Here is a 21,051-nt window from a genome sequence, read left to right on the forward strand (position 1 = left end):
GGAGGTCACACGATGACACTGGACAAGACCGTCGGATCGGCCGCGGAGGCGGTCGCCGACATCCCGCACGGCGCGTCGCTCGCCGTGGGCGGGTTCGGGCTGTGCGGCATCCCCATGGTGCTGATCCAGGCGCTGCTCGAGCGCAGGGTGGGCGACCTGTCGGTCGTCTCGAACAACTGCGGCGTCGACGACTGGGGCCTCGGCGTGCTGCTCGGCGCGGGGCTCATCCGCAAGATGACCTCGTCGTACGTGGGCGAGAACAAGGAGTTCGAGCGCCAGTACCTCTCGGGCGAACTCGAGCTCGAGCTGACCCCGCAGGGCACGCTCGCCGAGAAGCTCCGCGCGGGCGGCGCGGGCATCGCGGCGTTCTACACGCAGACGGGCGTGGGCACGCAGGTCGCCGAGGGCGGCCTGCCGCAGCGGTACGCCGCCGACGGCTCGATCGCGGTCGCGTCGGAGCCGAAGCCCGTGCAGGCCTTCACGGTGCGCGGCGAGGAGCACGAGTTCGTGCTCGAAGAGGCCATCACCACCGACTTCGCGCTCGTGCACGCCGTGAAGGGCGACCGGCACGGCAACCTGGTGTTCGACAAGTCGGCCCGCAACTTCTCGCCGCTCGCGGCGATGGCCGGGCGCGTGTGCATCGCGCAGGTCGAGGAGCTCGTCGAGCCCGGCGAGATCGACGCCGACGCCGTGCACCTGCCGGGCATCTTCGTCGACCGCGTGGTCGAGGTCGGCCCCGGCATCGAGAAGCGCATCGAGCGTCGCACCGTCCGAGAGGGGAACTGACCATGGCGCTCACCCGCCTCGAGATGGCCGCCCGCGCGGCGCAGGAGCTCGCCGACGGATCGTACGTGAACCTCGGCATCGGCCTGCCGACGCTCGTGCCCAACTACGTGCCCGACGGCGTCACGGTCGTGCTGCAGTCCGAGAACGGCATCCTCGGCGTCGGTCCGTACCCGACCGAGGACCAGGTCGACCCCGACCTCATCAACGCCGGCAAGGAGACCGTCACGGTCCTCCCGGGCGCGGCGTACTTCGACTCGGCCACGAGCTTCGGCATGATCCGCGGCGGCAAGGTCGACGCCGCCATCCTCGGCGCCATGCAGGTGTCGAAGGACGGCGACCTCGCCAACTGGATGATCCCCGGGAAGATGGTCAAGGGGCCCGGCGGCGCGATGGACCTCGTGCACGGCGCCCGCCGCCGCATCGTGCTCATGGAGCACGTCGCCAAGGACGGCTCGCCCAAGATCGTCGACTCGTGCTCGCTGCCGCTCACGGGCAAGGGCGTCGTCGACCGCATCATCACCGACCTCGCGGTCATCGACGTCACACCCGATGGGCTCAAGCTCGTCGAGGTCGCACCGGGCGTCTCGGTCGACGAGGTCGTCGAGAAGACCCAGCCGCCCCTCGACACCTCGGCGGTCGCCGTCGTGGTGGTCGAGTAGCGCGAAGCGCGTATCCAGATCCCGTCGAAAGGACTCCGTCATGACCGATCACCTCCTCCCCGGCATCACCGCGCACCGCGTGACCACGCCGCGCTACACCGCCCAGGTGCTCGAACGACCGGCGGATGCCGCTGCCGACGCGGCGCGCACCGTGCTGTTCGTGCACGGCAACGTGTCGTCGTCGCTGTTCTGGCAGCCGACGATGCTCGCGCTGCCGGACGACGTGCGCGCGCTCGCCGTCGACCTGCGCGGCTTCGGCGGCAGCGACGTCCTGCCGGTCGACGCGACCCGGGGCCTCGGCGACTTCGCCGAGGACCTCGCGTCGGTGATCGCCGAGCTGGGCCTCGCCGACGTGCACCTGGTGGGCTGGAGCATGGGCGGCGGCGTGGTGCTCCAGGCGCTGCTCGAACACGAGCTGCCCGTGGCATCCGTCACGCTCGTGAACCCCGTGTCGCCCTTCGGCTTCGGTGCGACGGATGCCGCGGGGAAGCTGCTGAACCCCGACGCTGCTGGCTCGGGCGGCGGGGGAGCGAATCCCGACTTCATCGCGCGGCTGGAGGCGGGCGATCGCACGGCGGAGGCGCCGGCGTCGCCGCGCTCGGTGTACCTCGGCACGTACGTGGCGCCCGGCTTCACGTCGGAGCACGACGACGTGTGGGTCGAGTCGATGCTCACGACCGCGACCGGGGAGCACAACTACCCGGGCGACTCGCGCCCCTCGGAGCACTGGCCGGGCTTCGCGCCGGGCGGGCGTGGCGTGCTCAACACCATGGCGCCGACGAACTTCGACGTCAGCGGCATCGTCGACCTGCCGTCGAAGCCGCCGATCCTGTGGATTCGCGGCGCGCAGGACGCGATCGTCTCGGACGCGTCGCTGTTCGACCTGAACCAGCTGGGCGCGCTCGGCGTGATCCCCGGCTGGCCGGGCGCCGACGTCGCGCCGCCGCAGCCGATGATCGCGCAGACCCGGATGGTGCTCGACCGCTACGCCGAGCGCGGCGGAAACTTACGCGAGGTCGTGCTCGAGCAGTGCGGGCACTCGCCGCACCTCGAGCACCCCGAGCGGTTCCTCGAGGAGCTCGTCGCGCAGCTCGACGGCGCCGAGGAGGCCGCAGCCTGAACCGGAGGAGCGATACCGTTTCGTGATGCGGGGGTGCGCCGGACGGCGCACCCCCGCTGCAATGCTGGTCCCGACGGTTCCCCGCCCTTCGAAAAGGAGATTCCGTTGGCCCGACGCCCGCCCTACGCCGCGCTGCCTATCCTGACCCTCGCCGCCGGGCTCGCGATCGCGCTCTCCGGCTGCGCTCCCGAGGCCGCGCCGGTCTCAGAGCCCGACATCGCGCCCGGGACCGCATCGCCCGCCGCGACGCCGAGTCCGGATCCACTCGACTCCGTCACCGCCGTCGTCATCCGCCCGGGGGGCCTCGACCTCGTCGACGCCGGCGGAGCGGTGGTCGCCGAGCACTCGTTCGACGACGACGCCGTCGCCATCGTCGAGACGCTCGCGACGGTGTTCGGCAGCGGCGCCGAGATCGAGGAGGTCGCGGGCGTGTGCTGCGAGGCACCCCGCATGACGATCTACCACTGGGACGGCTTCCAGGTCATGGACGACCACATGGGGTACTTCACCGACGACGACGAGCGGAACTGGATCGACGAGGTCGGCCCCGACGTGCACGAGATGAACGTCCGCGTCGCCGCCGAGACCGCGGCAGTCGGCGGTGTGGCCGTGACTGCGGGAGACGGATTCGCGATCGGCGACGACATCGACGCGCTCGACGGGCGTGTCGACCACGCGGGCGGTCCGGACTGGGTCCAGGTTCCGCTCGAGACGGGGCCCGAGCTCGGACCCGAGATGATCGAGGGCATGCCGAACGCCTACTCCGTCATCGTGCAGGTCGCCGGGCCGGCCGCCGAGCCGCAGCTCGTCGCGCCCGTCAACCTCGGCGCGCACACCGTCTGATGCCGGCCCCGCACGAAGGAATCCCGATGATCCGTCGAACCCGTACCGCAGTCCTGCCCGTCCTCGCCCTCGCGGGGAGCCTCGCGCTCACGGCGTGCGCGGCGAGCCCGGCCTCCTCGCCGACGCCCAGCGCGTCCGAGGCGGCGCCCGCCGAGACGCCCGCGCCGTCGCCCGATGCCGCCGACGGTGAGATCGCCGCCATCCTCGTGCGGGCCGACGCCGTCGAGTACCTCGACGGGTCCGGCGAGCCCATCGATGGTGCACGGGATACGTACGCCGAGCCGATCGACGCCGCGCTCGCCCGCCTCGCCGACCTGCTCGGGGACCCCGCCGTCGAGACCTACGAGTCGCACTTCACGGCGGGTACCGGCACGCTCTACCGGTGGAACGGCCTGGCGCTCGAGCAGTTCCCCGTTGAGATGGTCGCCGACGTACCCGACGCGCCCACCTGGGGCGTCCGGCTCGAATCCGCGTCGGCGGGGGAGCTCGAGCTCGTCACCGTCGACGGGCTCCGGGTCGGCGACACCGTCCCCGACGACCTCGAGACCTCGGCATGCAATTCGCTCATGGCCGAGATCGTCGGCACGGTCGGCGTCGAGGTCGACGGCACCCCCTCGGTCGCCGCGATCCGCTCGCCCGTCTACACGGACGCCTGCGAATGACCCCGCGCGCAGGATAAGCCGCCCGGGCCGGCCGCGCCAGTCCCTCGCACCCGCCGCCGTACGGCGCGCAGGATGAGGGGATGACCGACGCACGAGCCGTCCACGACGACCGCATCGCCCCCGAGCCCGAGGACGATCGCAAGCCGGACACTCCGCCGGAGGTGTCGAAGCGATCGTGGAAGTACGTGTTCCGCAAGACGCTCCGCGAGTTCGTCGACGACGAGTGCCAGGACAGCGCCGCGGCACTGACGTACTACGGGGTGCTCGCCATCTTCCCCGGCCTGCTGGCGCTCACGTCGCTGCTCGCGCTCGTCGGACAGGGCGGGAGCGCCATCGACGCCCTCCTGGGCGTGCTCGAGGGCGTGGCACCGCCCGAGGTGCTGCAGGTGCTGAGCGAGCCGCTGCGCAACTTCGCGAACTCGCCCGCGGCCGGACTCGGGTTCGTGACCGGTCTCGTGATCGCCCTGTGGTCGGCATCCGGATACGTCGGCGCCTTCGGGCGGGCGATGAACCGCATCTACGAGATCGAGGAGGGCCGGCCGTTCTGGAAGCTGCGCCCGATCCAGCTCGGCGTGACCGTCGCCACCGTCATCCTCGTCGCGATCATCGCGGTGATCCTCGTGATCTCCGGGCCCGTGACGGACGCCATCGGCTCGGCGCTCGGCCTCGGCGAGGCGGTGCGCGTGGTGTGGGAGGTCGCCAAGTGGCCGCTGCTCGCGTTCGCCGTGATCCTCATCATCGCGCTGCTGTACCACGCGACCCCGAACGCGAAGCAGCCGAAGTTCCGGTGGGTGAGTCTCGGCGCGCTGCTCGCGATACTCGTGCTCGTCATCGCGTCCGCGGGCTTCGCGCTGTACGTCGCGAACTTCTCCAACTACGACCGCACGTACGGGTCGCTCGCGGGCGCGATCGTCTTCCTGCTGTGGCTCTGGATCGCCAACAACGCGCTGCTGTTCGGCGCCGAGTTCGACGCCGAACTCGAACGCGGGCGAGAGCTGCAGGCCGGTATCGAGGCCGAGGAGCGCATCCAGCTCCCCCCGCGCGATACCCGCAAGCTCGACAAGGCCGAGGAGAAGCGGAAGGAGGACGTGCGCATCGGTCGCCGGATCCGGGAAGCGGCGGACGGGCGTCGGCGCGAGCAGGAGGCCACCCGCGATTAGGCATCCCGGCGACGCCGTACGGAAGGATGGGTGCATCGGGGGACGGCGTCGAGGAGGTGCCATGGACAACGCGGACCAGCTGGACCCGAAGGACCCGCGCAAACCGCACAGTCTCGGGGAGATCTCGCCGCGGTCGTGGAGGTACGTCGCGAGGCGCACGGTGCGGGAGTTCATCGACGACGAGTGCCTCGACACGGCCGCCGCGCTGACGTTCTGGGGCATGCTCGCACTCTTCCCCGGCCTGCTGGCGGTGACGTCCCTGCTCGCACTCATCGGCCAGGACGGGCGTGCGATCGGGGAGTTGCTGGATCTCGCCGAGCAGCTCGCGCCGGGCCCGGCGCTCGAGGTCGTCTCCGAGCCCCTCCGCACGTTCGCCGGCTCGCGGGCCGCGGGCATCGGCTTCGTCACCGGCCTCGTGATCGCGCTCTGGTCGGCGTCGGGCTACGTCGCCGCCTTCAGCCGCGCGATGAACCGCATCTTCGAGGTCGAGGAGGGGCGCCCGTTCTGGAAGCTGCGTCCGATCCAGCTGGCGATCACCGTCGCCGCCATCGTGCTCGTGGTGATCGTCGCGGTGATCCTCGTCGTGTCCGGGCCCGTGACCGATGCGCTGGGTTCGGCGCTCGGCCTCGGCGAGGCGGTCCGCGACGTCTGGGATGTCGCGAAGTGGCCGCTCCTCGCGGTCGTGGTCATCCTCGCGGTCGGGCTGCTCTACTACGCGACGCCGAACGTGCGCCAGCCCAGGTTCCGTTGGATCAGCTTCGGTGCGCTGCTCGCCATCGCGCTGCTCGTCATCGTCTCGGCGGGATTCGCCCTCTACGTGGCCAACTTCTCGAACTACGACCGGACGTACGGCTCACTCGCGGGCATCATCGTCTTCCTGCTCTGGCTCTGGCTCTCCAACGCCGCATTGCTGCTCGGTGCCGAATTCAACGCCGAGTTGGAGCGCGCCCGCCAGCTCCAGGCTGGGTTCGCCGCCGAGGAGCGACTCCGACTCTCACCCCGCGGGACCCGCGCCGCCGAGCGGGCGGAGGAGCGGGATCGCGAGGGCGTCGAGCTCGGGCGTCGCATCCGCGAGGCGCACGCGCGCCGGGAGGACGCACCGGACGAGGAGTCGTGACGTCGGAACGAGCCAGGCCGGAGCCATCCGTTCGATGGAGGTGCCGCCCAGCGGGGCCGCCCTAGACTGGCAGCGTGCCTGCAGTGAACATCGGAATGCCCAAGGTCCCCGAAGTCCTCGCGCCCCGGCGCAAGTCTCGGCAGATCAAGGTGGGCAAGGTGCTCGTCGGCGGCGACGCCCAGGTGAGCGTGCAGTCGATGACCACGACGCCGACCCCGAACATCAACGCGACCCTGCAGCAGATCGCCGAGCTCACGGCCTCGGGCTGCGACATCGTGCGCGTCGCCGTGCCGAGCCGCGACGACGCCGAGGCGCTGCCGATCATCGCGAAGAAGAGCCAGATCCCGGTCATCGCCGACATCCACTTCCAGCCGAACTACGTCTACGCGGCGATCGACGCCGGCTGCGCGGCCGTACGCGTGAACCCCGGCAACATCCGCAAGTTCGACGACCAGGTCGCCGAGATCGCCAGGCGTGCGAAGGCGGCGGATGTCTCGATCCGCATCGGCGTGAACGCCGGCTCCCTCGACCCGCGCCTGCTGCAGAAGTACGGCAAGGCGACCGCCGAGGCGCTCGTCGAGTCGGCCGTGTGGGAGGCGAGCCTGTTCGAGGAGCACGACTTCCACGACTTCAAGATCTCGGTCAAGCACAACGACCCCATCGTCATGGTCAAGGCGTACCGGATGCTGGCGGAGCGGGGCGACTGGCCCCTGCACCTCGGCGTCACCGAGGCAGGCCCCGCGTTCCAGGGCACGATCAAGTCGGCCACCGCGTTCGGGATCCTGCTCGGCGAGGGCATCGGCGACACCATCCGCGTCTCGCTCTCCGCACCGCCCGTCGAAGAGGTGAAGGTCGGCCTGCAGATCCTGCAGTCGCTGAACCTGCGCGAGCGCAAGCTCGAGATCGTCTCGTGCCCGTCGTGCGGTCGCGCGCAGGTCGACGTGTACAAGCTCGCCAACGACGTCACCGACGGGCTCGAGGGCATGAGCGTCCCGCTGCGCGTCGCGGTCATGGGCTGCGTCGTGAACGGCCCCGGCGAGGCCCGTGAGGCCGACCTCGGCGTGGCATCCGGCAACGGCAAGGGCCAGATCTTCGTCAAGGGCGAGGTCATCAAGACCGTGCCCGAGTCCGAGATCGTCGAGACGCTCATCGCCGAGGCGAACCGCATCGCCGACGAGATGGGCGTCGACGCGCCGGTCGGCGCGCCCACGGTCGTCACGCCGTAGCGCAGTCGCGGCATCCGCTCGTCGCTAGAATCTTCGGGTGCCCACACGCCTGACGAACTTCTTCCTCCGCACGCTCCGCGAAGACCCCGCCGACGCCGAGGTCACGAGCCACAAGCTGCTCGTGCGCGCCGGCTACATCCGCCGGCAGGCGCCGGGCGTGTTCGCATGGCTGCCGCTCGGGTTGCGCGTGAAGGCGAAGATCGAGCGCGTCATCCGCGAGGAGATGGAGGCCGCGGGCGCGCACGAGGTGCACTTCCCGGCGCTGCTGCCGCGCGAGCCCTACGAGCAGAGCGGCCGGTGGACCGAGTACGGGGACGCGCTGTTCCGCCTGAAGGACCGCAAGGAGGCGGACTACCTGCTCGCGCCCACGCACGAGGAGGTCTTCACGCTGCTCGTGAAGGACCTGTACTCGTCGTACAAGGAACTGCCGCTCACGATCTACCAGATCCAGGACAAGTACCGCGACGAGGCGCGCCCTCGCGCGGGCCTGCTGCGCGGCCGCGAGTTCACGATGAAGGACGCGTACTCGTTCGACGTGACCGACGCCGGGCTCGACGCCTCGTACCAGGCGCAGCGCGACGCGTACGAGCGCATCTTCGCCCGCCTCGGCCTCGAGTACGTGATCGTGCAGGCCGACGCGGGTGCCATGGGCGGTTCGAAGAGCGAGGAGTTCCTGCACCCGACGCCTGTCGGCGAGGACACCTTCGTCCGCTCGGCAGGCGGCTACGCCGCGAACGTCGAGGCGTTCACGACGCTCGCGCCCGAGCCGATCCCGTTCGGCGGCCTCCCGCCCGCCGAGATCCTGGATTCGCCGAACACGCCGACGATCCAGACGCTCGTCGACCTCGCCAACGACCGCTACCCCCGCCCTGACGGCCGGCCGTGGACCGCCGCCGACACGCTGAAGAACGTCGTGCTCGCGCTCACCCACCCGGACGGCAGGCGTGAGATCGTCGTCGTCGGCATCCCGGGCGACCGCGAGGTCGACGCCAAGCGCGTCGAGGTCGCGTTCGCGCCCGCCGTCGTCGAGGCCGCGACCGACGAGGACTTCGCCGGGAACCCGGGACTCGTGAAGGGCTACATCGGACCGTGGTCGCCCGAGGGTCCCGTCCTCGGCGCCGAGTCCGTCACCGGCATCCGCTTCCTCGTCGACCCTCGCGTGGTCGACGGCACCGAGTGGATCACGGGCGCCAACCTCGACGAGAAGCACGTGTTCGGCCTCGTCGCCGGCCGCGACTTCGTCGCCGACGGCACCATCGAGGCGGCGAACGTGCGCGCCGGCGACCCGGCACCGGACGGCTCGGGGCCGGTCGAGCTCGCGCGCGGCATGGAGATCGGCCACGTGTTCCAGCTCGGCCGCAAGTACGCCGACGCGCTCGGGCTCAAGGTGCTCGACGAGCACGGCAAGCTCGCGACGGTCACGATGGGCTCGTACGGCATCGGCGTGACCCGCATCCTCGCGATCATCGCCGAGCTGCACAACGACGAGAAGGGCCTCATCTGGCCGCCCGCCGTGGCGCCGTTCGACGTGCACGTGCTCGCGACGGGCAAGGACGCCGTCGCGTTCGAGGCCGCCGAGCGCGTCGTCGCCGATCTCGAGTCCGCGGGGCTAGAGGTGCTCTTCGACGACCGCCCCAAGCTCTCGCCGGGCGTGAAGTTCGCCGACGCCGAGCTCATCGGCGTGCCGCGGATCGTGATCGCCGGTCGCGGCGTCGCCGACGGCGTCGTCGAGGTCTGGAACCGCGAGTCGGGCGAGCGCACGAGCGTGCCGATCGACGGCGTGCGTGTCGCGCTGGGGCGCTGACGCACCGCCGCTGGGCCGACCCGCACCTCGGAGGCAGACGAACGCCCCCGGCGCCCTCACGGGCGGTCGGAGGCGTTCGGCGTCTCAGCGGCCGATCTCGCCTCACATCTTGGCGTAGCGCGCCCGGGCGAAGCAGAAGATGCCGTACACGATGAGCCCGGCGCCGACGAGCCAGAGGATGAACACCCCGAACGGCAGTTCGGTCAGGCTCTTGAGGGCGGCGTCGAGGCCACCGGCCGCCTCGGGGTCGGCGGTCACCGCGGCGACGACGAACAGCACGCCCACGATCGCGACCGCGATGCCCTTGGCGATGTAGCCGACGATGCCGAACGTGGTGATGCCCTTGTGCGTCGACTCGCGGCCGGGAAGCATCAGGTGCTTCTCGAACTTGCGCTTGGCACCCCGGTAGACGAACGCGGCGCCGACACCGAGGATGATGAGCCCGACCAGCGCGAGCAGGAAGACCCCGCCCGGGGTCGCGAGCAGCTGCGCGCTGAGGGCGTCGGTCGACTGCTCCGAGCTCGATCGACCGCCCAGTGCGTACGTCAGTGCGGTCACGCCGATGGCCGTGTACGCGATCGCCGTGCCGACGTACTTGACGCGATAGCCCCACTTCTTCTTCGTGTCCGGGTCGCGGACGAGGAACGCCTCGGCGATCTGCCACAGGGCGAGGGCGAACAGGCCCAGCCCGATGACCCAGAGCAGCACGAGGCCGAACGGCCAGCTCGCCACCTGCTGCATGGCTCCGCCCTGGTCGGCTTCACCCCCGGCGCCCTGGGCGACGGAGATCGCGATGGCGCCGATCACGACGTGGACGATCCCGAGGACCACGTACCCGATGCGGGCGAGCACCTCGAGGATGCGGGAGTTCTGGGCCGCGCTTGCGGCCGACTTGCCGGTGGTCGATGTCATGCGGACAGCGTAGTGATGGGAGGCGCTCGAGCGTCAGGGGTGGGCACTCGCTTGCGCGGACGATTCCCGCGGTGCTATAGCGGCGCGGCCGGACGTCGTTCACACGTCGGTCCGGACGCGTTCACCCGCGGGTCGCCGCCCGGCCGAGCGTCCGTCATCCGCCCCCGCGATGCTCGCCGCGTCCCTCAGACCCGACTGCGCCCGACGGGCGCCTGAACGAGGAGCTGCCATGGCCCTGCCCGAACTCCGTCTCTCCGCCGTGGACCACGCCCGCGGCAAGCGATCGCCCGTCACGTGCCGGCTCAAGTGCGCCGACGCGTGCCTCGGCCCCGAGTGCAACAACTCCGCGAACCCCGAGTTCCGCTCGCTGGCCTCGACCGCGCTCTCGCGGCGCGCGCTGATCGGCCTGGGGACGGCGGGCGCGATCGCGATCGCCGTGGGCGACGCCTTCCGCGGTGCGCCCGCGCAGGCCACGCCCGGGACGGGCGCCGTCGCGGCGTCCGGCCTTCCCTTCGAGCCGATCGCCCCTGTCGCCTCGACGGTCGACGAGTTCACGGTCCCGGCCGGCTACCGCTGGCAGGCGCTCGTCCGATGGGGCGACCCGATCTTCCCCGACGCCCCCGGGTTCGACCTCGCGAGCCAGACGCCCGAGGCCCAGGCCCGCCAGTTCGGATACAACGTCGACTACATCGACGTGATCGTCGACGCCGGCGGCGTCACGGGCGTGCTCGTGGCGAACCACGAATACGTGAATCCCGCACTCATGTTCCCGCCGTCGAGCGATCCTGCGGAGCTGCGGAAGCGGAGCGAGGTCTTCAAGGCCGCGCAGGGCATGTCCGTGGTCGAGGTCGAGCGCGACGCGATCGGCGCGCCGTGGCGCCTCAAGGCCGACGGACGCCGCAACCGCCGGCTCACGGTCGACAGCGACTTCGAGCTCACGGGGCCCGCGGCGGGGTCGGCGCTCTTGAGGACGGCCGAGGACCCGTCGGGTCGGATCGTGCGCGGCACGCTCGGCAACTGCGCGGGCGGGACGACGCCGTGGGGCACGGTGCTCTCCGGCGAGGAGAACTTCAACGGCTACTTCTCCGCACCGGCCGACACGCCCTCGCGCGCTCGCTACGGATTCCGCCGGTCGGCGACCTCGACGGGATGGGAGACCTGGGACCCGCGCTTCGACGGCACGGCACCGGGGTACGAGAACGAGTCCAACCGGTTCGGCTACATCGTCGAGATCGACCCGCAGGATCCGACCTCGACGCCCGTGAAGCACACCGCGATGGGCCGCTTCAAGCACGAGGGCGCCAATGTGCGCATCGCCGAGGACGGCCGCGTCGTGGCGTACATGGGCGACGACGAGCGCGGCGACTACCTGTACAAGTTCGTGTCGAAGCACCGCTACAACCCCAACCGGGCGGATGCCGCAGCGCGGAGGCAGAACCTGCGGCTGCTCGCCGAGGGCGACCTGTTCGTCGCTCGCTTCTCGGGCAACGCGCCCGCTGCGGAGATCACGGGCACGGGCGCGCTCCCGTCCGACGGCGCGTTCGACGGGGCGGGGGAGTGGGTCGCGCTCACCCGCAACGGCCGCAGCGCCGTGCCGGGCATGCGCATCGACGAGGTCCTCGTCGACACGCGCCTCGCGGCCGACCACGTCGGCGCCACGAAGATGGATCGCTGCGAGGACGTCGAGCCGCACCCGACCACCGGCCGGGTCTACGTCGCCTGCACGAACAACACGCGCCGCGGCCTCGACTACGCGCCCGACGAGGCGAACCCGCGCTCGGCCAACCGCGACGGCCATGTCATCGAACTCACCGAGCTCGACGGGCAGGGCGGCACGCGCTTCGGCTGGAGCATCCTGATGCTCTGCGGCGACCCCGCGGGCATCTCCGAGACCTACTTCGCGGGATACCCGAAGGATCTCGTCTCGCCCATCTCGTGCCCGGACAACGTCGCGTTCGATTCCGAGGGCAACCTGTGGATCTCGACTGACGGCGCACCCTCGACCATCCGCAGGAACGACGGGCTCTTCAAGGTGCCGCTCGAGGGACCTGAGCGTGGTCGCGTGCAGCAGTTCCTCTCGGTCCCGCGCGACGCCGAGACCTGCGGCCCGATCATCCGGGACGGCGAGGGCATGGTGTTGGTGGCGGTGCAGCACCCGGGCGAGGACGGGACGTTCGACGCCCCGAACTCCCTGTTCCCCGACTACGGCTCGGCCGAGCCCGGTGCGGCGGCCGCCCCGCGTCCGTCGGTCGTGCAGGTCTGGCGCGGCTGACGCCTCCGGCGAGGGGCGACGGATGCCGCGGCGGCATCCGTCGCCCCTGCTCGCTCAGTCCTGGTGGTGCAGGTGGTCGCGGTGCTTGGACGCCTGGCGTCGCGCGGTCGCGAGGTCGATCGGACCGGTGACCGAGCGCTCGTCGGTCCAGCACTCGATCCCGGTGAGGTCCGGGACGAGATCGCGCGTGAACACCGGGTCGCGACCCTGGCGGCGCTGGTGCATGAAGTCCCGCATGAGGCGGAACGCGACCCCCGAGAGCAGGCCGATCGCGATCAGGTTCACGAGCGCCATCAGGCCCATGATCCCGTCGGCGGTGTTCCAGATGAGGTCGCTGCCCGCGATCGAGCCGACGAAGATGGCCACGACGACGAGCGATCGGTACGTCGTGAGCACCGCCGTGCTCGTGGTGATGAACTCGATGTTCGACTCGCCGTAGTAGTAGTTGCCGAGGATCGAGCTGAACGCGAGCAGGAACACGATGATCGTGAGCAGGACGCTCGCCCATGACCCGAGGTTGGCGACCATCGCGTCCTGGGTGAGGCCGATCCCGCGTTCGGCGTTCGCGAGGTCGGGGTTCGAGACGAGGATGATGAACGCCGTGATCGAGCAGACGAGGAACGTGTCGAAGTAGACGCCGAGGGTCTGCACGAGTCCCTGCTTCACGGGGTGCGTGACCGCGGCGCTGGCGCCGGCGTTCGGCGCCGACCCGAGGCCGGCCTCGTTCGAGAACATGCCGCGCTTGACTCCCGTCATGATGATCGTGCCGAGCGCCGCGCCGAGGAGTTCGTTGTAGCCGAAGGCCTGGGTGAAGATCGAGGCGAACACCTCCGGGAGGCGCGTGATGTTCATCGCGACGATCACGAGCCCGACGAGCAGGTAGAGGAGCGCCATGAGCGGCACGACCGCCTGGGTCACGTGGGCGATGCGCCGGACGCCGCCGAAGACGACGAGGCCGGTGAGCGTCGCGAGCACCGCCCCGACCGCCCACGCGACCCATCCGGCCGCACCGTCGGGAGCCACCGTCGACGTGAAGCTCGCGCTGATCGTGTTGGCCTGCAGCGACGAGAACGCGAAGGGGAAGCAGAGGATGAGGATGACCGCGAAGAGGATGCCGGCCCACCTCGCCTTGAGCCCGCGCTCGATGTAGTACGCCGGGCCGCCGCGGAAGCCGTCCTTGTCGCGCACCTTGTACAGCTGGCCCAGCGTGGACTCGACGAACGCCGAGGCGCCGCCGATGAAGGCCATCAGCCACATCCAGAAGATCGCCCCCGCCCCGCCGACCGCGATCGCCGTGCCGACGCCCGCGATGTTGCCGACGCCGACGCGTGATGCCGCCGAGATCGTGAACGCCTGGAAGGCGGACACCGACTGGGGGCGCCCCGACTCGTCGCGCGGCGTCTTGTCGGTGAGGGTGCGGAACATCTCGGGGATGAGCCGGAACTGCACGACGCCCGAGCGCACCGTGAAGTAGATCCCGAGGACCGCCACGAGGGGCAGGACGATCCAGGTCCAGAGGGTGTCGCCCGCGGTGAGGACGAGATCGTTCAGGGCATCCATGACGCCCAGCATGCCAGTCGCGGCGAGGATCGCTCGGTTCGGCGCGCTTCCGTCGCCTCGGGCGCCGCGTCAGGCGGTCGGCGAGCCCGCGGCGCCGTGCGAGCGCTCGCGGACGAGGCGCTCGACGACATCGGCGGCCGCGCCGGCGGCATCCGTCGCCTGCAGCCGCTCGCCGAGTCGCGCGGCCGCCGACCTCGCGCCCTCATCGGACAGGAGGTCGGTCACCGCCGCCGCGAGGCGCGCGGGCGACGACGACTTCGGCAGCGCCTGCCCGGCGCCGGCGCGCTCGATCGACCGCCCGACCATCGGCTGGTCGAGCATCGGGTGCATCGGGAGGACGAGGACCGGAACGCCGTGCGCGAGCGCCCGGAAGGTCGTCGAGTGCCCGCCGTGCCCGATCACGAGCGACGCCCGCGGGAACAGCTCGCCGTGGTCGGCGCGGTCGACCATCCTCACGTTCGGCGGCAGCCGCAGCTCGCGATCGGGCCGCAGGCCACCGAGCGTGATGATCCCGCGCACGGGCAGCGAGCCGAGCGCGGCCGCGATGCGCTCGTACGCGTCGGTCTGTCCGGGGAACCAGGTGGTCGACAGGCTCACGACGACCAACGGGGGAGCGGATGCGTCCGGTGCGGCGGCCCGGCCCGCCTCCAGCGCTCCGACCCAGTCGGTCTCGCGTGCCAGCGGCGTGCGGCGGGACGACGCCGGGTCGAGGGCGACGTCGCAGATCACGATCCGGGCGGCGGCGTGCGCCCACTCGGTCAGGGGGCCGGCCCCGCTCAGGCGCGCGGCGACCCCGACGGGACCGCGCCGATACACGTGCTCCCAGTACTCGAGGTACGTGTGGAACAGCACGGCGGCGGGGACACCGCCCTGCTGCGCCCCGCGGGTCGAGGACGCCATGAGCGAGTCGACGATGGCGGCGTCGGAGCCGGCGACCGCCTCGCGTACCTCGTGCTCGAGGTCCCGGTCGGCGGCGAGCCTCGCGGCCTGGCCGATCGCGGCCGGCACCGATCGTCGCACGCCGGAGTTCCAGAAGTCGAGCGATTCGAGGGCGCGGAATGCGTGCCCCGCGCGCCCGACGGCCTCGGCCTGCCGGCGGTGTCCGAGTACCTCGATGCGGTGGCCGCGACGGGCGAGCTCGCCGGCGATGCGGAGCGTCGGGGGCACGTTGCCGCCCCCGTCGACGGTGACGACGGTGATGGTGGACATGGCGGTTCCCTTCATGCGGGCGGCGTGCGCCGGGCGTCCGGGTCGATTCGGTCGGTGACGGATGCCACGAGCTCGAGCATCCGGTCCAGGGTCTCGTCGCGCGTGCGGCCGAGGTCGCGGCGCCAGAGCTTCCACGCCGAGACGTCGGTCGCGGCCACGAGCAGGTCGGTCGCGGTCTCGCGCCGGGGCGCGGGGAGTGGATCGAGCGAGCGCGCGAACACGGCGCCGACCCACTCGCGGTGCAGGCGCTTGCCGGGCGTGGTGATCTCCGCGGCGAGGGGCTCCCAGGATTCCTGCCCGAGCAGCAGGAGCACGGTGTCGCCGCGGAGCTCGTAGTGGTCGACGAGCGCGGAGAGCGACGCGGGAACATCGTCGGGGTCCGCGGTGCGCTCGGCGACGACCTCGGCGCTCGTGTGCTCGAGGACCTCGCGGAAGAGCGCGTCGCGGGAGCCGAAGGTGCGGAGCACGGTCTGGACGGAGACGTCGGCTCGCTCCGCGATCGCCGGGAGGGTGCACGCCGCGATCGGGCGTTCGCCGCCGAGCTCGACCGTCGATCGGATGATCCGCCGGCGGGTCTGCTCGGCCTGCTCGGCGCGGGCCCGCATCGTGTACGTTCGCGTGGTTTTCATGACAATGCCCATTAACGCCGAATCTCGTTTCCGTGTCAATACCCATACACGCGAAAATTCCGGCCCCCGGATGACGGTGCTCCGCGGCATCCGCTAACCTTGAGTGTTCCGCCCGGGTGGGGAGCGGACCTGAGAGCTGAATAGAGGAGGCCGGAAGTGGACATCGACCTCAGCGTGCTCCGCATGATGGAGCGCGAGAAGGAGATCCCGTTCGACGAACTGGTGCAGATCATCGAGCAGGCGATCCTGATGGCCTACCTCAAGCACACCAACCCCGCCCAGCACGGGCACGCGAACCCGAAGGGCGCCCGCGCGCACCTCGACCGCAAGACCGGCCACGTCTCGGTCTACGTTCCCGAGTACGACGAAGAGGGGAACGTCATCGGCGAGGCCGAGGACTCCCCGAGCGACTTCGGCCGCATCGCGGCCTTCGCGGCCAAGCAGGTCATCAACCAGCGACTGCGCGACCTGGCCGACGACGCCGTCCTCGGCGAGTTCCGCGGCCGCGAGGGCGACATCGTCGCGGGCGTCATCCAACAGGGTCCGAACCCTCGGATGGTGCACATCGACCTCGGCACGGTCGAGGCGATCCTCCCGCCCGAGGAGCAGGTGCCCGGCGAGGAGTACCCGCACGGCCAGCGCATCCGCGTGTACGTCACGAGCGTCGCCAAGGGTGCGAAGGGGCCGTCGATCACGGTCTCGCGAACCCACCCGGCGCTCGTGCGCAAGCTGTTCGCGCTCGAGGTGCCCGAGATCGCCTCCGGCGTCGTCGAGATCGTCTCCCTCGCCCGCGAGGCCGGCCACCGCACGAAGATCGCCGTACGCGCCACCCAGCCGGGCGTCAACGCCAAGGGCGCGTGCATCGGCGAGCTCGGCCAGCGCGTGCGTGCCGTGACCGCCGAGCTCGGCAACGAGAAGATCGACATCGTCGACTGGAACGAGGAGTTGGCGACGTTCGTCGCCTCCGCCCTGTCGCCGGCGAAGGTCACGAGCGCCTACGTCATCGACGAGGGCACGCGGGCCGTGCGCGCGCTGGTGCCCGACTACCAGCTGTCGCTCGCCATCGGCAAGGAGGGTCAGAACGCCCGTCTCGCCGCGAAGCTCACGGGCGCGAAGATCGACATCCAGCCGGACTCGATCCTCGATGAGGCGTGACGCTCGGCCGCGTTGCCGGGCGTTGTCCGGAGACGCACAGGCCGGAGGTGTAGGATGGAACCCGTCAGAACGTGCATCGGATGCCGTTCGCGCGCCCCGCGGTCCTCACTTCTGAGGGTCGTCGCCCAGCAATCCCGAGTCGTCGCCGATACGTCGGCGGTGCTCCCCGGGCGGGGTGCGTGGCTCCATCCGACGCTCGAGTGCCTCCGACCCGCCCAGCGGCGCCGCGCCTTCGGGCGCGCGCTCCGCGTGACCGGCGAATTGGACACATCCGATCTGGAGAACAGGCTGAACGGCTAATGGACAACTCATGAGCGGCTCGAAATGAGACCCGTCCGTCATTGATGGTCCCCCTGTTTCGGGGCGGACCCGGAACAGGAGAGAAGTGGCTGCCAAACCACGCGTACACGAGATCGCCAGCGAGCTCGGCGTCGACAGCAAGGTCGCGCTCGAGAAGCTGAAGGAGATGGGCGAATACGTCAAGGGCCCGTCGTCCTCGATCGAACCCCCCGTCGCCCGTCGCCTCCGCGCCGCCCTCGAGGCGGCCGGTGGGGCGAGCAAGTCCGCCGAGGCACCCAAGGCGTCGTCGGCCAAGGCGTCGTCGGTGAAGCCGGGTCCCAAGCCCGGTCCGAAGCCCCCCGCGGCTCCCGAGCCCGAGGCGGCTCCGCAGGCCGACGCGCCCCTGTCGGTCGCCGAGCGCCAGGCGGCCGCCGAGAAGGCGGCTGCCGAGAAGGCGGCTGCCGAGAAGGCGGCTTCCGAGAAGTCTGCGGGGGAGACCGCCGCGACGGAGGAGCCCGCCTCGACGACCGAGCCCGCCGCGGCCAAGTCCGGCGGCGCCAAGCCCGGCGACGTCGCACGTCCCGCGGGTCCGAAGCCCGGCCAGAGCGCGCCGCGTCCGGCGCCGCGCCCCGGCGCGCCCCGCCCCGGCAACAACCCGTTCTCGAGCTCGCAGGGCATGGGCCAGCGACAGGGTCAGCCCCGTCCGGGCAACAACCCGTTCTCGAGCTCGCAGGGCATGGGCCAGCGGCCCACGCCCGGCAACATCCCGCGGCCCCAGCCGCCGCGCCCGGGCGCCCCGCGTCCCGGCGCGCCCCGTCCCGGCGGCCCCGGCGGCCGTCCCGGGGGCGGCGGCTTCCAGCGCCCCGGCGGCGGTGGCGGCGGTGCGCGTCCCGGCGGTGGCGGCGGCTTCGGCGCGCCGCGTCCCGGCGGCGGCTTCGGCGGCCCGCGTCCCGCGGGCGGCGGCGGTCGCGGTCGTGGTCCCGGCGGCGGCACGGCAGGCGCGTTCGGCCGCGGCGGCGGCAAGAGCAAGGCCCGCAAGTCGAAGCGGACGAAGCGGCAGGAATTCGAGATGCGGGAGGCGCCGTCGCTCGGCGGCGTGAGCGTCCCACGCGGCGACGGCACCACCGTCATCCGCCTGCGTCGAGGCTCCTCCATCTCCGACTTCGCCGACAAGATCGACGCGAACCCCGGTTCGCTCGTCACGGTGCTCTTCCACCTCGGTGAGATGGCCACCGCGACCGAGTCGCTCGACGAGGCCACCTTCGAGGTGCTCGGCGCCGAGCTCGGCTACAAGATCCAGGTCGTCTCCCCGGAGGACGAGGACCGTGAGCTCCTCGAGGGCTTCGCCATCGACCTCGACCAGGAGCTCGAGGACGAGAGCGACGAGGAACTGCAGGCGCGCCCGCCGGTCGTGACCGTCATGGGTCACGTCGACCACGGCAAGACGCGACTCCTCGACGCCATCCGCAACGCGAACGTCGTCGCGGGCGAGGCCGGCGGCATCACCCAGCACATCGGTGCGTACCAGGTGCACACCGAGCACGAGGGCCTCGATCGCGCGATCACCTTCATCGACACGCCGGGCCACGAGGCGTTCACCGCCATGCGTGCCCGTGGTGCACAGGTGACCGACATCGCGATCCTCGTGGTCGCGGCCGACGACGGCATCATGCCGCAGACGGTCGAGGCGCTGAACCACGCCCAGTCGGCGAACGTGCCGATCGTGGTCGCGGTCAACAAGATCGACAAGCCCGACGCCAACCCGGCCAAGGTGCGCCAGCAGCTCACCGAGTTCGGCCTCGTGGCCGAGGAGTACGGCGGCGACGTCATGTTCGTCGACGTATCGGCACTGAACAACATCGGCATCCAGGAACTGCTCGACGCAGTCCTCCTCACCGCCGACGCCGGCCTCGACCTGCGTGCCAACCCCGACAAGGACGCGCGAGGCGTGGCCATCGAGGCGAAGCTCGACAAGGGCCGCGGCGCCGTGGCGACCGTGCTCATCCAGTCGGGAACGCTGCGGGTCGGCGACGCGATCGTCGCGGGCACGGCCTACGGCCGCGTGCGTGCCATGGCCGACGAGAACGGCGATGCCGTACTCGAGGCGACGCCGTCGCGTCCCGTGCAGGTGCAGGGCCTCTCGACGGTGCCGCGCGCCGGCGACACCTTCCTCGTCACCGAGGAGGACCGCACCGCGCGTCAGATCGCCGAGAAGCGCGAGGCCGCGGAGCGCAACGCGCAGCTGGCCAAGGCGCGCAAGCGGATCTCGCTCGAGGACTTCACGCGAGCCCTCGAGGAGGGCAAGGTCGAGGCGCTCAACCTCATCATCAAGGGCGACGTGTCGGGTGCCGTCGAGGCGCTCGAGGAATCGCTCATGAAGATCGATGTCGACGACTCGGTGCAGCTGCGCATCCTCCACCGGGGCGTCGGTGCCGTCACCGAGAGCGACATCGACCTGGCGACGATCGACAACGCGATCGTGATCGGGTTCAACGTCCGGCCCGACGTGAAGGCGCGTGAGCGCGCCGCCCGCGAGGGCGTCGACGTGCGCTTCTACTCGGTCATCTACAACGCGATCGACGACATCGAGAACTCGCTGAAGGGCATGCTGAAGCCCGAGTTCGAAGAGGTGCAGTCGGGTGTGGCCGAGATCCGCGAGGTGTTCCGCTCCTCGAAGTTCGGCAACATCGCCGGTGTCATCGTGCGGTCGGGAACGATCACGCGAAACGCCAAGGCGCGCGTCATCCGCGACGGCGTCGTGGTCGGCGACAACCTCGCGATCGAGTCGCTCCGCCGGTTCAAGGACGACGTCACCGAGGTCCGCACGGACTTCGAGGCGGGCATCGGCCTCGGCAAGTTCAACGACATCCAGGTCGGCGACGAGATCGAGACCATCGAGATGCGCGAGAAGCCGCGGGCGTAGCACCCTGCGCACGGGGCCCCGTTCGTCCACCGCGATGAGCGGGGCCCCGTACTCCTCCCACACCACGAAAGGCAGGGAATCATGGCCGATCCGCAACGGGCCAGGAAGCTGGCCGACCGCATCAAGGAGATCGTCGCCAAGCGCCTCGACAAGGGCCTGCGCGACCCGCGACTCGGCTTCGTCACGATCACCGACGTGCGCGTGACGGGCGACCTGCAGCACGCGAGCGTCTTCTATACCGTCTACGGCACCGAGGAGGAGCGACGCGACTCCGCGCTCGCCCTCAAGGCGGCCACGGGCATGCTCCGCACCGAGGTCGGCCGCAACATCACCGCGCGATTGACCCCGACGCTCGAGTTCATCGCCGACGCGATCCCCGAGAACGCCGAGCACATCGAGGAACTCCTCCGCGAGGCGCGCCAGCGCGACGCGGAGACCTCGACCCTCGCGGCGTCGGCCCAGTACGCCGGCGACGCCGACCCGTACGTGACACCGCGCGACGAGGACGAGGACGAGTCGGACGACGTCCAGCAGGAGCGCGGCGCGAGCGCCGCGGGCTGACCCCGGTCGGCTCCGGCGCACCGGTCGAGGCCGCCGTGCGCCCGAGCAGGGCGTCGGCGGCCTCCGCCATGCGAGCGCTGGGTCGGAGCATGGCGTTCCGCCGGAATGCTCCGATGCGCAGGCGATGCTCCGGCTCGCCGCCGGCATCCGTTCGGCCCTGTCGGGCCCGACCGC

18 protein-coding genes are annotated in these 21,051 nt (G+C 71.2%); 14 read left to right on the forward strand and 4 right to left on the reverse strand.

Annotated elements, in window-relative coordinates; translation table 11 throughout:
* Window positions 1-12 precede the first annotated feature (12 nt).
* From ACULK4_RS06965 to ACULK4_RS07005, 9 genes are all read left to right on the forward strand, one after another.
* The gene (locus ACULK4_RS06965; protein WP_445965404.1) at window positions 13-786 is read left to right on the forward strand and encodes a CoA transferase subunit A; all 774 of its coding nucleotides are present in this window, start codon (window positions 13-15) and stop codon (window positions 784-786) included.
* 2 nt (window positions 787-788) lie between these two features.
* A complete protein-coding gene (locus tag ACULK4_RS06970; protein ID WP_445965405.1) occupies window positions 789-1,445 on the forward strand; it encodes a CoA transferase subunit B in 657 nt (218 codons plus the stop codon).
* A 40-nt stretch (window positions 1,446-1,485) separates the two neighbouring features.
* The gene (locus tag ACULK4_RS06975; RefSeq protein ID WP_445965406.1) at window positions 1,486-2,565 is read left to right on the forward strand and encodes an alpha/beta hydrolase; all 1,080 of its coding nucleotides are present in this window, start codon (window positions 1,486-1,488) and stop codon (window positions 2,563-2,565) included.
* A gap of 105 nt (window positions 2,566-2,670) precedes the next feature.
* The gene (locus tag ACULK4_RS06980; RefSeq protein WP_445965407.1) at window positions 2,671-3,408 is read left to right on the forward strand and encodes a hypothetical protein; all 738 of its coding nucleotides are present in this window, start codon (window positions 2,671-2,673) and stop codon (window positions 3,406-3,408) included.
* Window positions 3,409-3,434: 26 nt separating this feature from the next.
* A complete protein-coding gene (locus ACULK4_RS06985) occupies window positions 3,435-4,070 on the forward strand; it encodes an alpha/beta hydrolase family protein (protein ID WP_445965408.1) in 636 nt (211 codons plus the stop codon).
* A gap of 80 nt (window positions 4,071-4,150) precedes the next feature.
* On the forward strand, window positions 4,151-5,230 hold the full coding sequence (locus tag ACULK4_RS06990) for a YihY/virulence factor BrkB family protein (protein WP_445965409.1): 1,080 nt from the start codon (window positions 4,151-4,153) through the stop codon (window positions 5,228-5,230).
* 61 nt (window positions 5,231-5,291) lie between these two features.
* Window positions 5,292-6,347 carry a YihY/virulence factor BrkB family protein gene (locus tag ACULK4_RS06995; RefSeq protein ID WP_445965410.1) on the forward strand — a complete coding sequence of 352 codons (1,056 nt, stop codon included), beginning with the start codon at window positions 5,292-5,294 and terminating at the stop codon, window positions 6,345-6,347.
* A gap of 95 nt (window positions 6,348-6,442) precedes the next feature.
* The gene (gene ispG / locus ACULK4_RS07000; protein WP_445965578.1) at window positions 6,443-7,573 is read left to right on the forward strand and encodes a flavodoxin-dependent (E)-4-hydroxy-3-methylbut-2-enyl-diphosphate synthase; all 1,131 of its coding nucleotides are present in this window, start codon (window positions 6,443-6,445) and stop codon (window positions 7,571-7,573) included.
* A 37-nt stretch (window positions 7,574-7,610) separates the two neighbouring features.
* Window positions 7,611-9,377 carry a proline--tRNA ligase gene (locus ACULK4_RS07005; protein ID WP_445965411.1) on the forward strand — a complete coding sequence of 589 codons (1,767 nt, stop codon included), beginning with the start codon at window positions 7,611-7,613 and terminating at the stop codon, window positions 9,375-9,377.
* A 102-nt stretch (window positions 9,378-9,479) separates the two neighbouring features.
* On the opposite strand, the gene ACULK4_RS07010 is transcribed toward ACULK4_RS07005, so the two are convergent.
* Window positions 9,480-10,289 (reverse strand): DUF1206 domain-containing protein, encoded by an 810-nt coding sequence (locus ACULK4_RS07010; RefSeq protein ID WP_445965412.1) that lies wholly within the window; start codon window positions 10,287-10,289, stop codon window positions 9,480-9,482.
* 229 nt (window positions 10,290-10,518) lie between these two features.
* Between ACULK4_RS07010 and ACULK4_RS07015 the strand changes: the two genes are divergently transcribed.
* Window positions 10,519-12,561 carry a PhoX family protein gene (locus ACULK4_RS07015; protein ID WP_445965413.1) on the forward strand — a complete coding sequence of 681 codons (2,043 nt, stop codon included), beginning with the start codon at window positions 10,519-10,521 and terminating at the stop codon, window positions 12,559-12,561.
* A gap of 54 nt (window positions 12,562-12,615) precedes the next feature.
* Here ACULK4_RS07015 and ACULK4_RS07020 read toward each other — a convergent pair whose 3' ends face one another.
* The 3 genes from ACULK4_RS07020 to ACULK4_RS07030 form a co-directional block, all read right to left on the reverse strand.
* A complete protein-coding gene (locus tag ACULK4_RS07020) occupies window positions 12,616-14,121 on the reverse strand; it encodes an alanine/glycine:cation symporter family protein (RefSeq protein WP_445965414.1) in 1,506 nt (501 codons plus the stop codon).
* Window positions 14,122-14,190: 69 nt separating this feature from the next.
* On the reverse strand, window positions 14,191-15,330 hold the full coding sequence (locus tag ACULK4_RS07025; protein WP_445965415.1) for a glycosyltransferase: 1,140 nt from the start codon (window positions 15,328-15,330) through the stop codon (window positions 14,191-14,193).
* 11 nt (window positions 15,331-15,341) lie between these two features.
* Window positions 15,342-15,959 carry a TetR/AcrR family transcriptional regulator gene (locus ACULK4_RS07030; RefSeq protein ID WP_445965416.1) on the reverse strand — a complete coding sequence of 206 codons (618 nt, stop codon included), beginning with the start codon at window positions 15,957-15,959 and terminating at the stop codon, window positions 15,342-15,344.
* Window positions 15,960-16,115: 156 nt separating this feature from the next.
* Here ACULK4_RS07030 and nusA point away from each other — a divergent pair, with 156 nt between their 5' ends.
* The 4 genes from nusA (at window position 16,116) to rbfA (ending at window position 20,877) form a co-directional block, all read left to right on the forward strand.
* On the forward strand, window positions 16,116-17,114 hold the full coding sequence (nusA, locus tag ACULK4_RS07035; RefSeq protein ID WP_445965417.1) for a transcription termination factor NusA: 999 nt from the start codon (window positions 16,116-16,118) through the stop codon (window positions 17,112-17,114).
* A gap of 54 nt (window positions 17,115-17,168) precedes the next feature.
* A complete protein-coding gene (locus ACULK4_RS07040) occupies window positions 17,169-17,414 on the forward strand; it encodes a YlxR family protein (RefSeq protein ID WP_445965418.1) in 246 nt (81 codons plus the stop codon).
* An 85-nt stretch (window positions 17,415-17,499) separates the two neighbouring features.
* Window positions 17,500-20,316 carry a translation initiation factor IF-2 gene (infB, locus tag ACULK4_RS07045; protein WP_445965419.1) on the forward strand — a complete coding sequence of 939 codons (2,817 nt, stop codon included), beginning with the start codon at window positions 17,500-17,502 and terminating at the stop codon, window positions 20,314-20,316.
* An 81-nt stretch (window positions 20,317-20,397) separates the two neighbouring features.
* Window positions 20,398-20,877 carry a 30S ribosome-binding factor RbfA gene (rbfA, locus tag ACULK4_RS07050; protein ID WP_445965420.1) on the forward strand — a complete coding sequence of 160 codons (480 nt, stop codon included), beginning with the start codon at window positions 20,398-20,400 and terminating at the stop codon, window positions 20,875-20,877.
* The last annotated feature ends 174 nt before the right edge of the window (window positions 20,878-21,051 follow it).

The organism is Agromyces selenitireducens, assembly GCF_052748465.2.

What these genes read in the sequence shown, in the direction of transcription:
- ACULK4_RS06965 (WP_445965404.1), top strand. Translation starts at nt 13, where the DNA reads ATGACACTGGACAAGACCGTCGGATCGGCCGCGGAGGCGGTCGCCGAC.
- ACULK4_RS06970 (WP_445965405.1), top strand. Translation starts at nt 789, where the DNA reads ATGGCGCTCACCCGCCTCGAGATGGCCGCCCGCGCGGCGCAGGAGCTC.
- ACULK4_RS06975 (WP_445965406.1), top strand. Translation starts at nt 1,486, where the DNA reads ATGACCGATCACCTCCTCCCCGGCATCACCGCGCACCGCGTGACCACG.
- ACULK4_RS06985 (WP_445965408.1), top strand. Translation starts at nt 3,435, where the DNA reads ATGATCCGTCGAACCCGTACCGCAGTCCTGCCCGTCCTCGCCCTCGCG.
- ACULK4_RS06990 (WP_445965409.1), top strand. Translation starts at nt 4,151, where the DNA reads ATGACCGACGCACGAGCCGTCCACGACGACCGCATCGCCCCCGAGCCC.
- ACULK4_RS06995 (WP_445965410.1), top strand. Translation starts at nt 5,292, where the DNA reads ATGGACAACGCGGACCAGCTGGACCCGAAGGACCCGCGCAAACCGCAC.
- ispG (WP_445965578.1), top strand. Translation starts at nt 6,443, where the DNA reads ATGCCCAAGGTCCCCGAAGTCCTCGCGCCCCGGCGCAAGTCTCGGCAG.
- ACULK4_RS07010 (WP_445965412.1), bottom strand. Translation starts at nt 10,289, where the DNA reads ATGACATCGACCACCGGCAAGTCGGCCGCAAGCGCGGCCCAGAACTCC.
- ACULK4_RS07015 (WP_445965413.1), top strand. Translation starts at nt 10,519, where the DNA reads ATGGCCCTGCCCGAACTCCGTCTCTCCGCCGTGGACCACGCCCGCGGC.
- ACULK4_RS07020 (WP_445965414.1), bottom strand. Translation starts at nt 14,121, where the DNA reads ATGGATGCCCTGAACGATCTCGTCCTCACCGCGGGCGACACCCTCTGG.
- ACULK4_RS07025 (WP_445965415.1), bottom strand. Translation starts at nt 15,330, where the DNA reads ATGTCCACCATCACCGTCGTCACCGTCGACGGGGGCGGCAACGTGCCC.
- ACULK4_RS07030 (WP_445965416.1), bottom strand. Translation starts at nt 15,959, where the DNA reads ATGAAAACCACGCGAACGTACACGATGCGGGCCCGCGCCGAGCAGGCC.
- ACULK4_RS07040 (WP_445965418.1), top strand. Translation starts at nt 17,169, where the DNA reads ATGGAACCCGTCAGAACGTGCATCGGATGCCGTTCGCGCGCCCCGCGG.
- rbfA (WP_445965420.1), top strand. Translation starts at nt 20,398, where the DNA reads ATGGCCGATCCGCAACGGGCCAGGAAGCTGGCCGACCGCATCAAGGAG.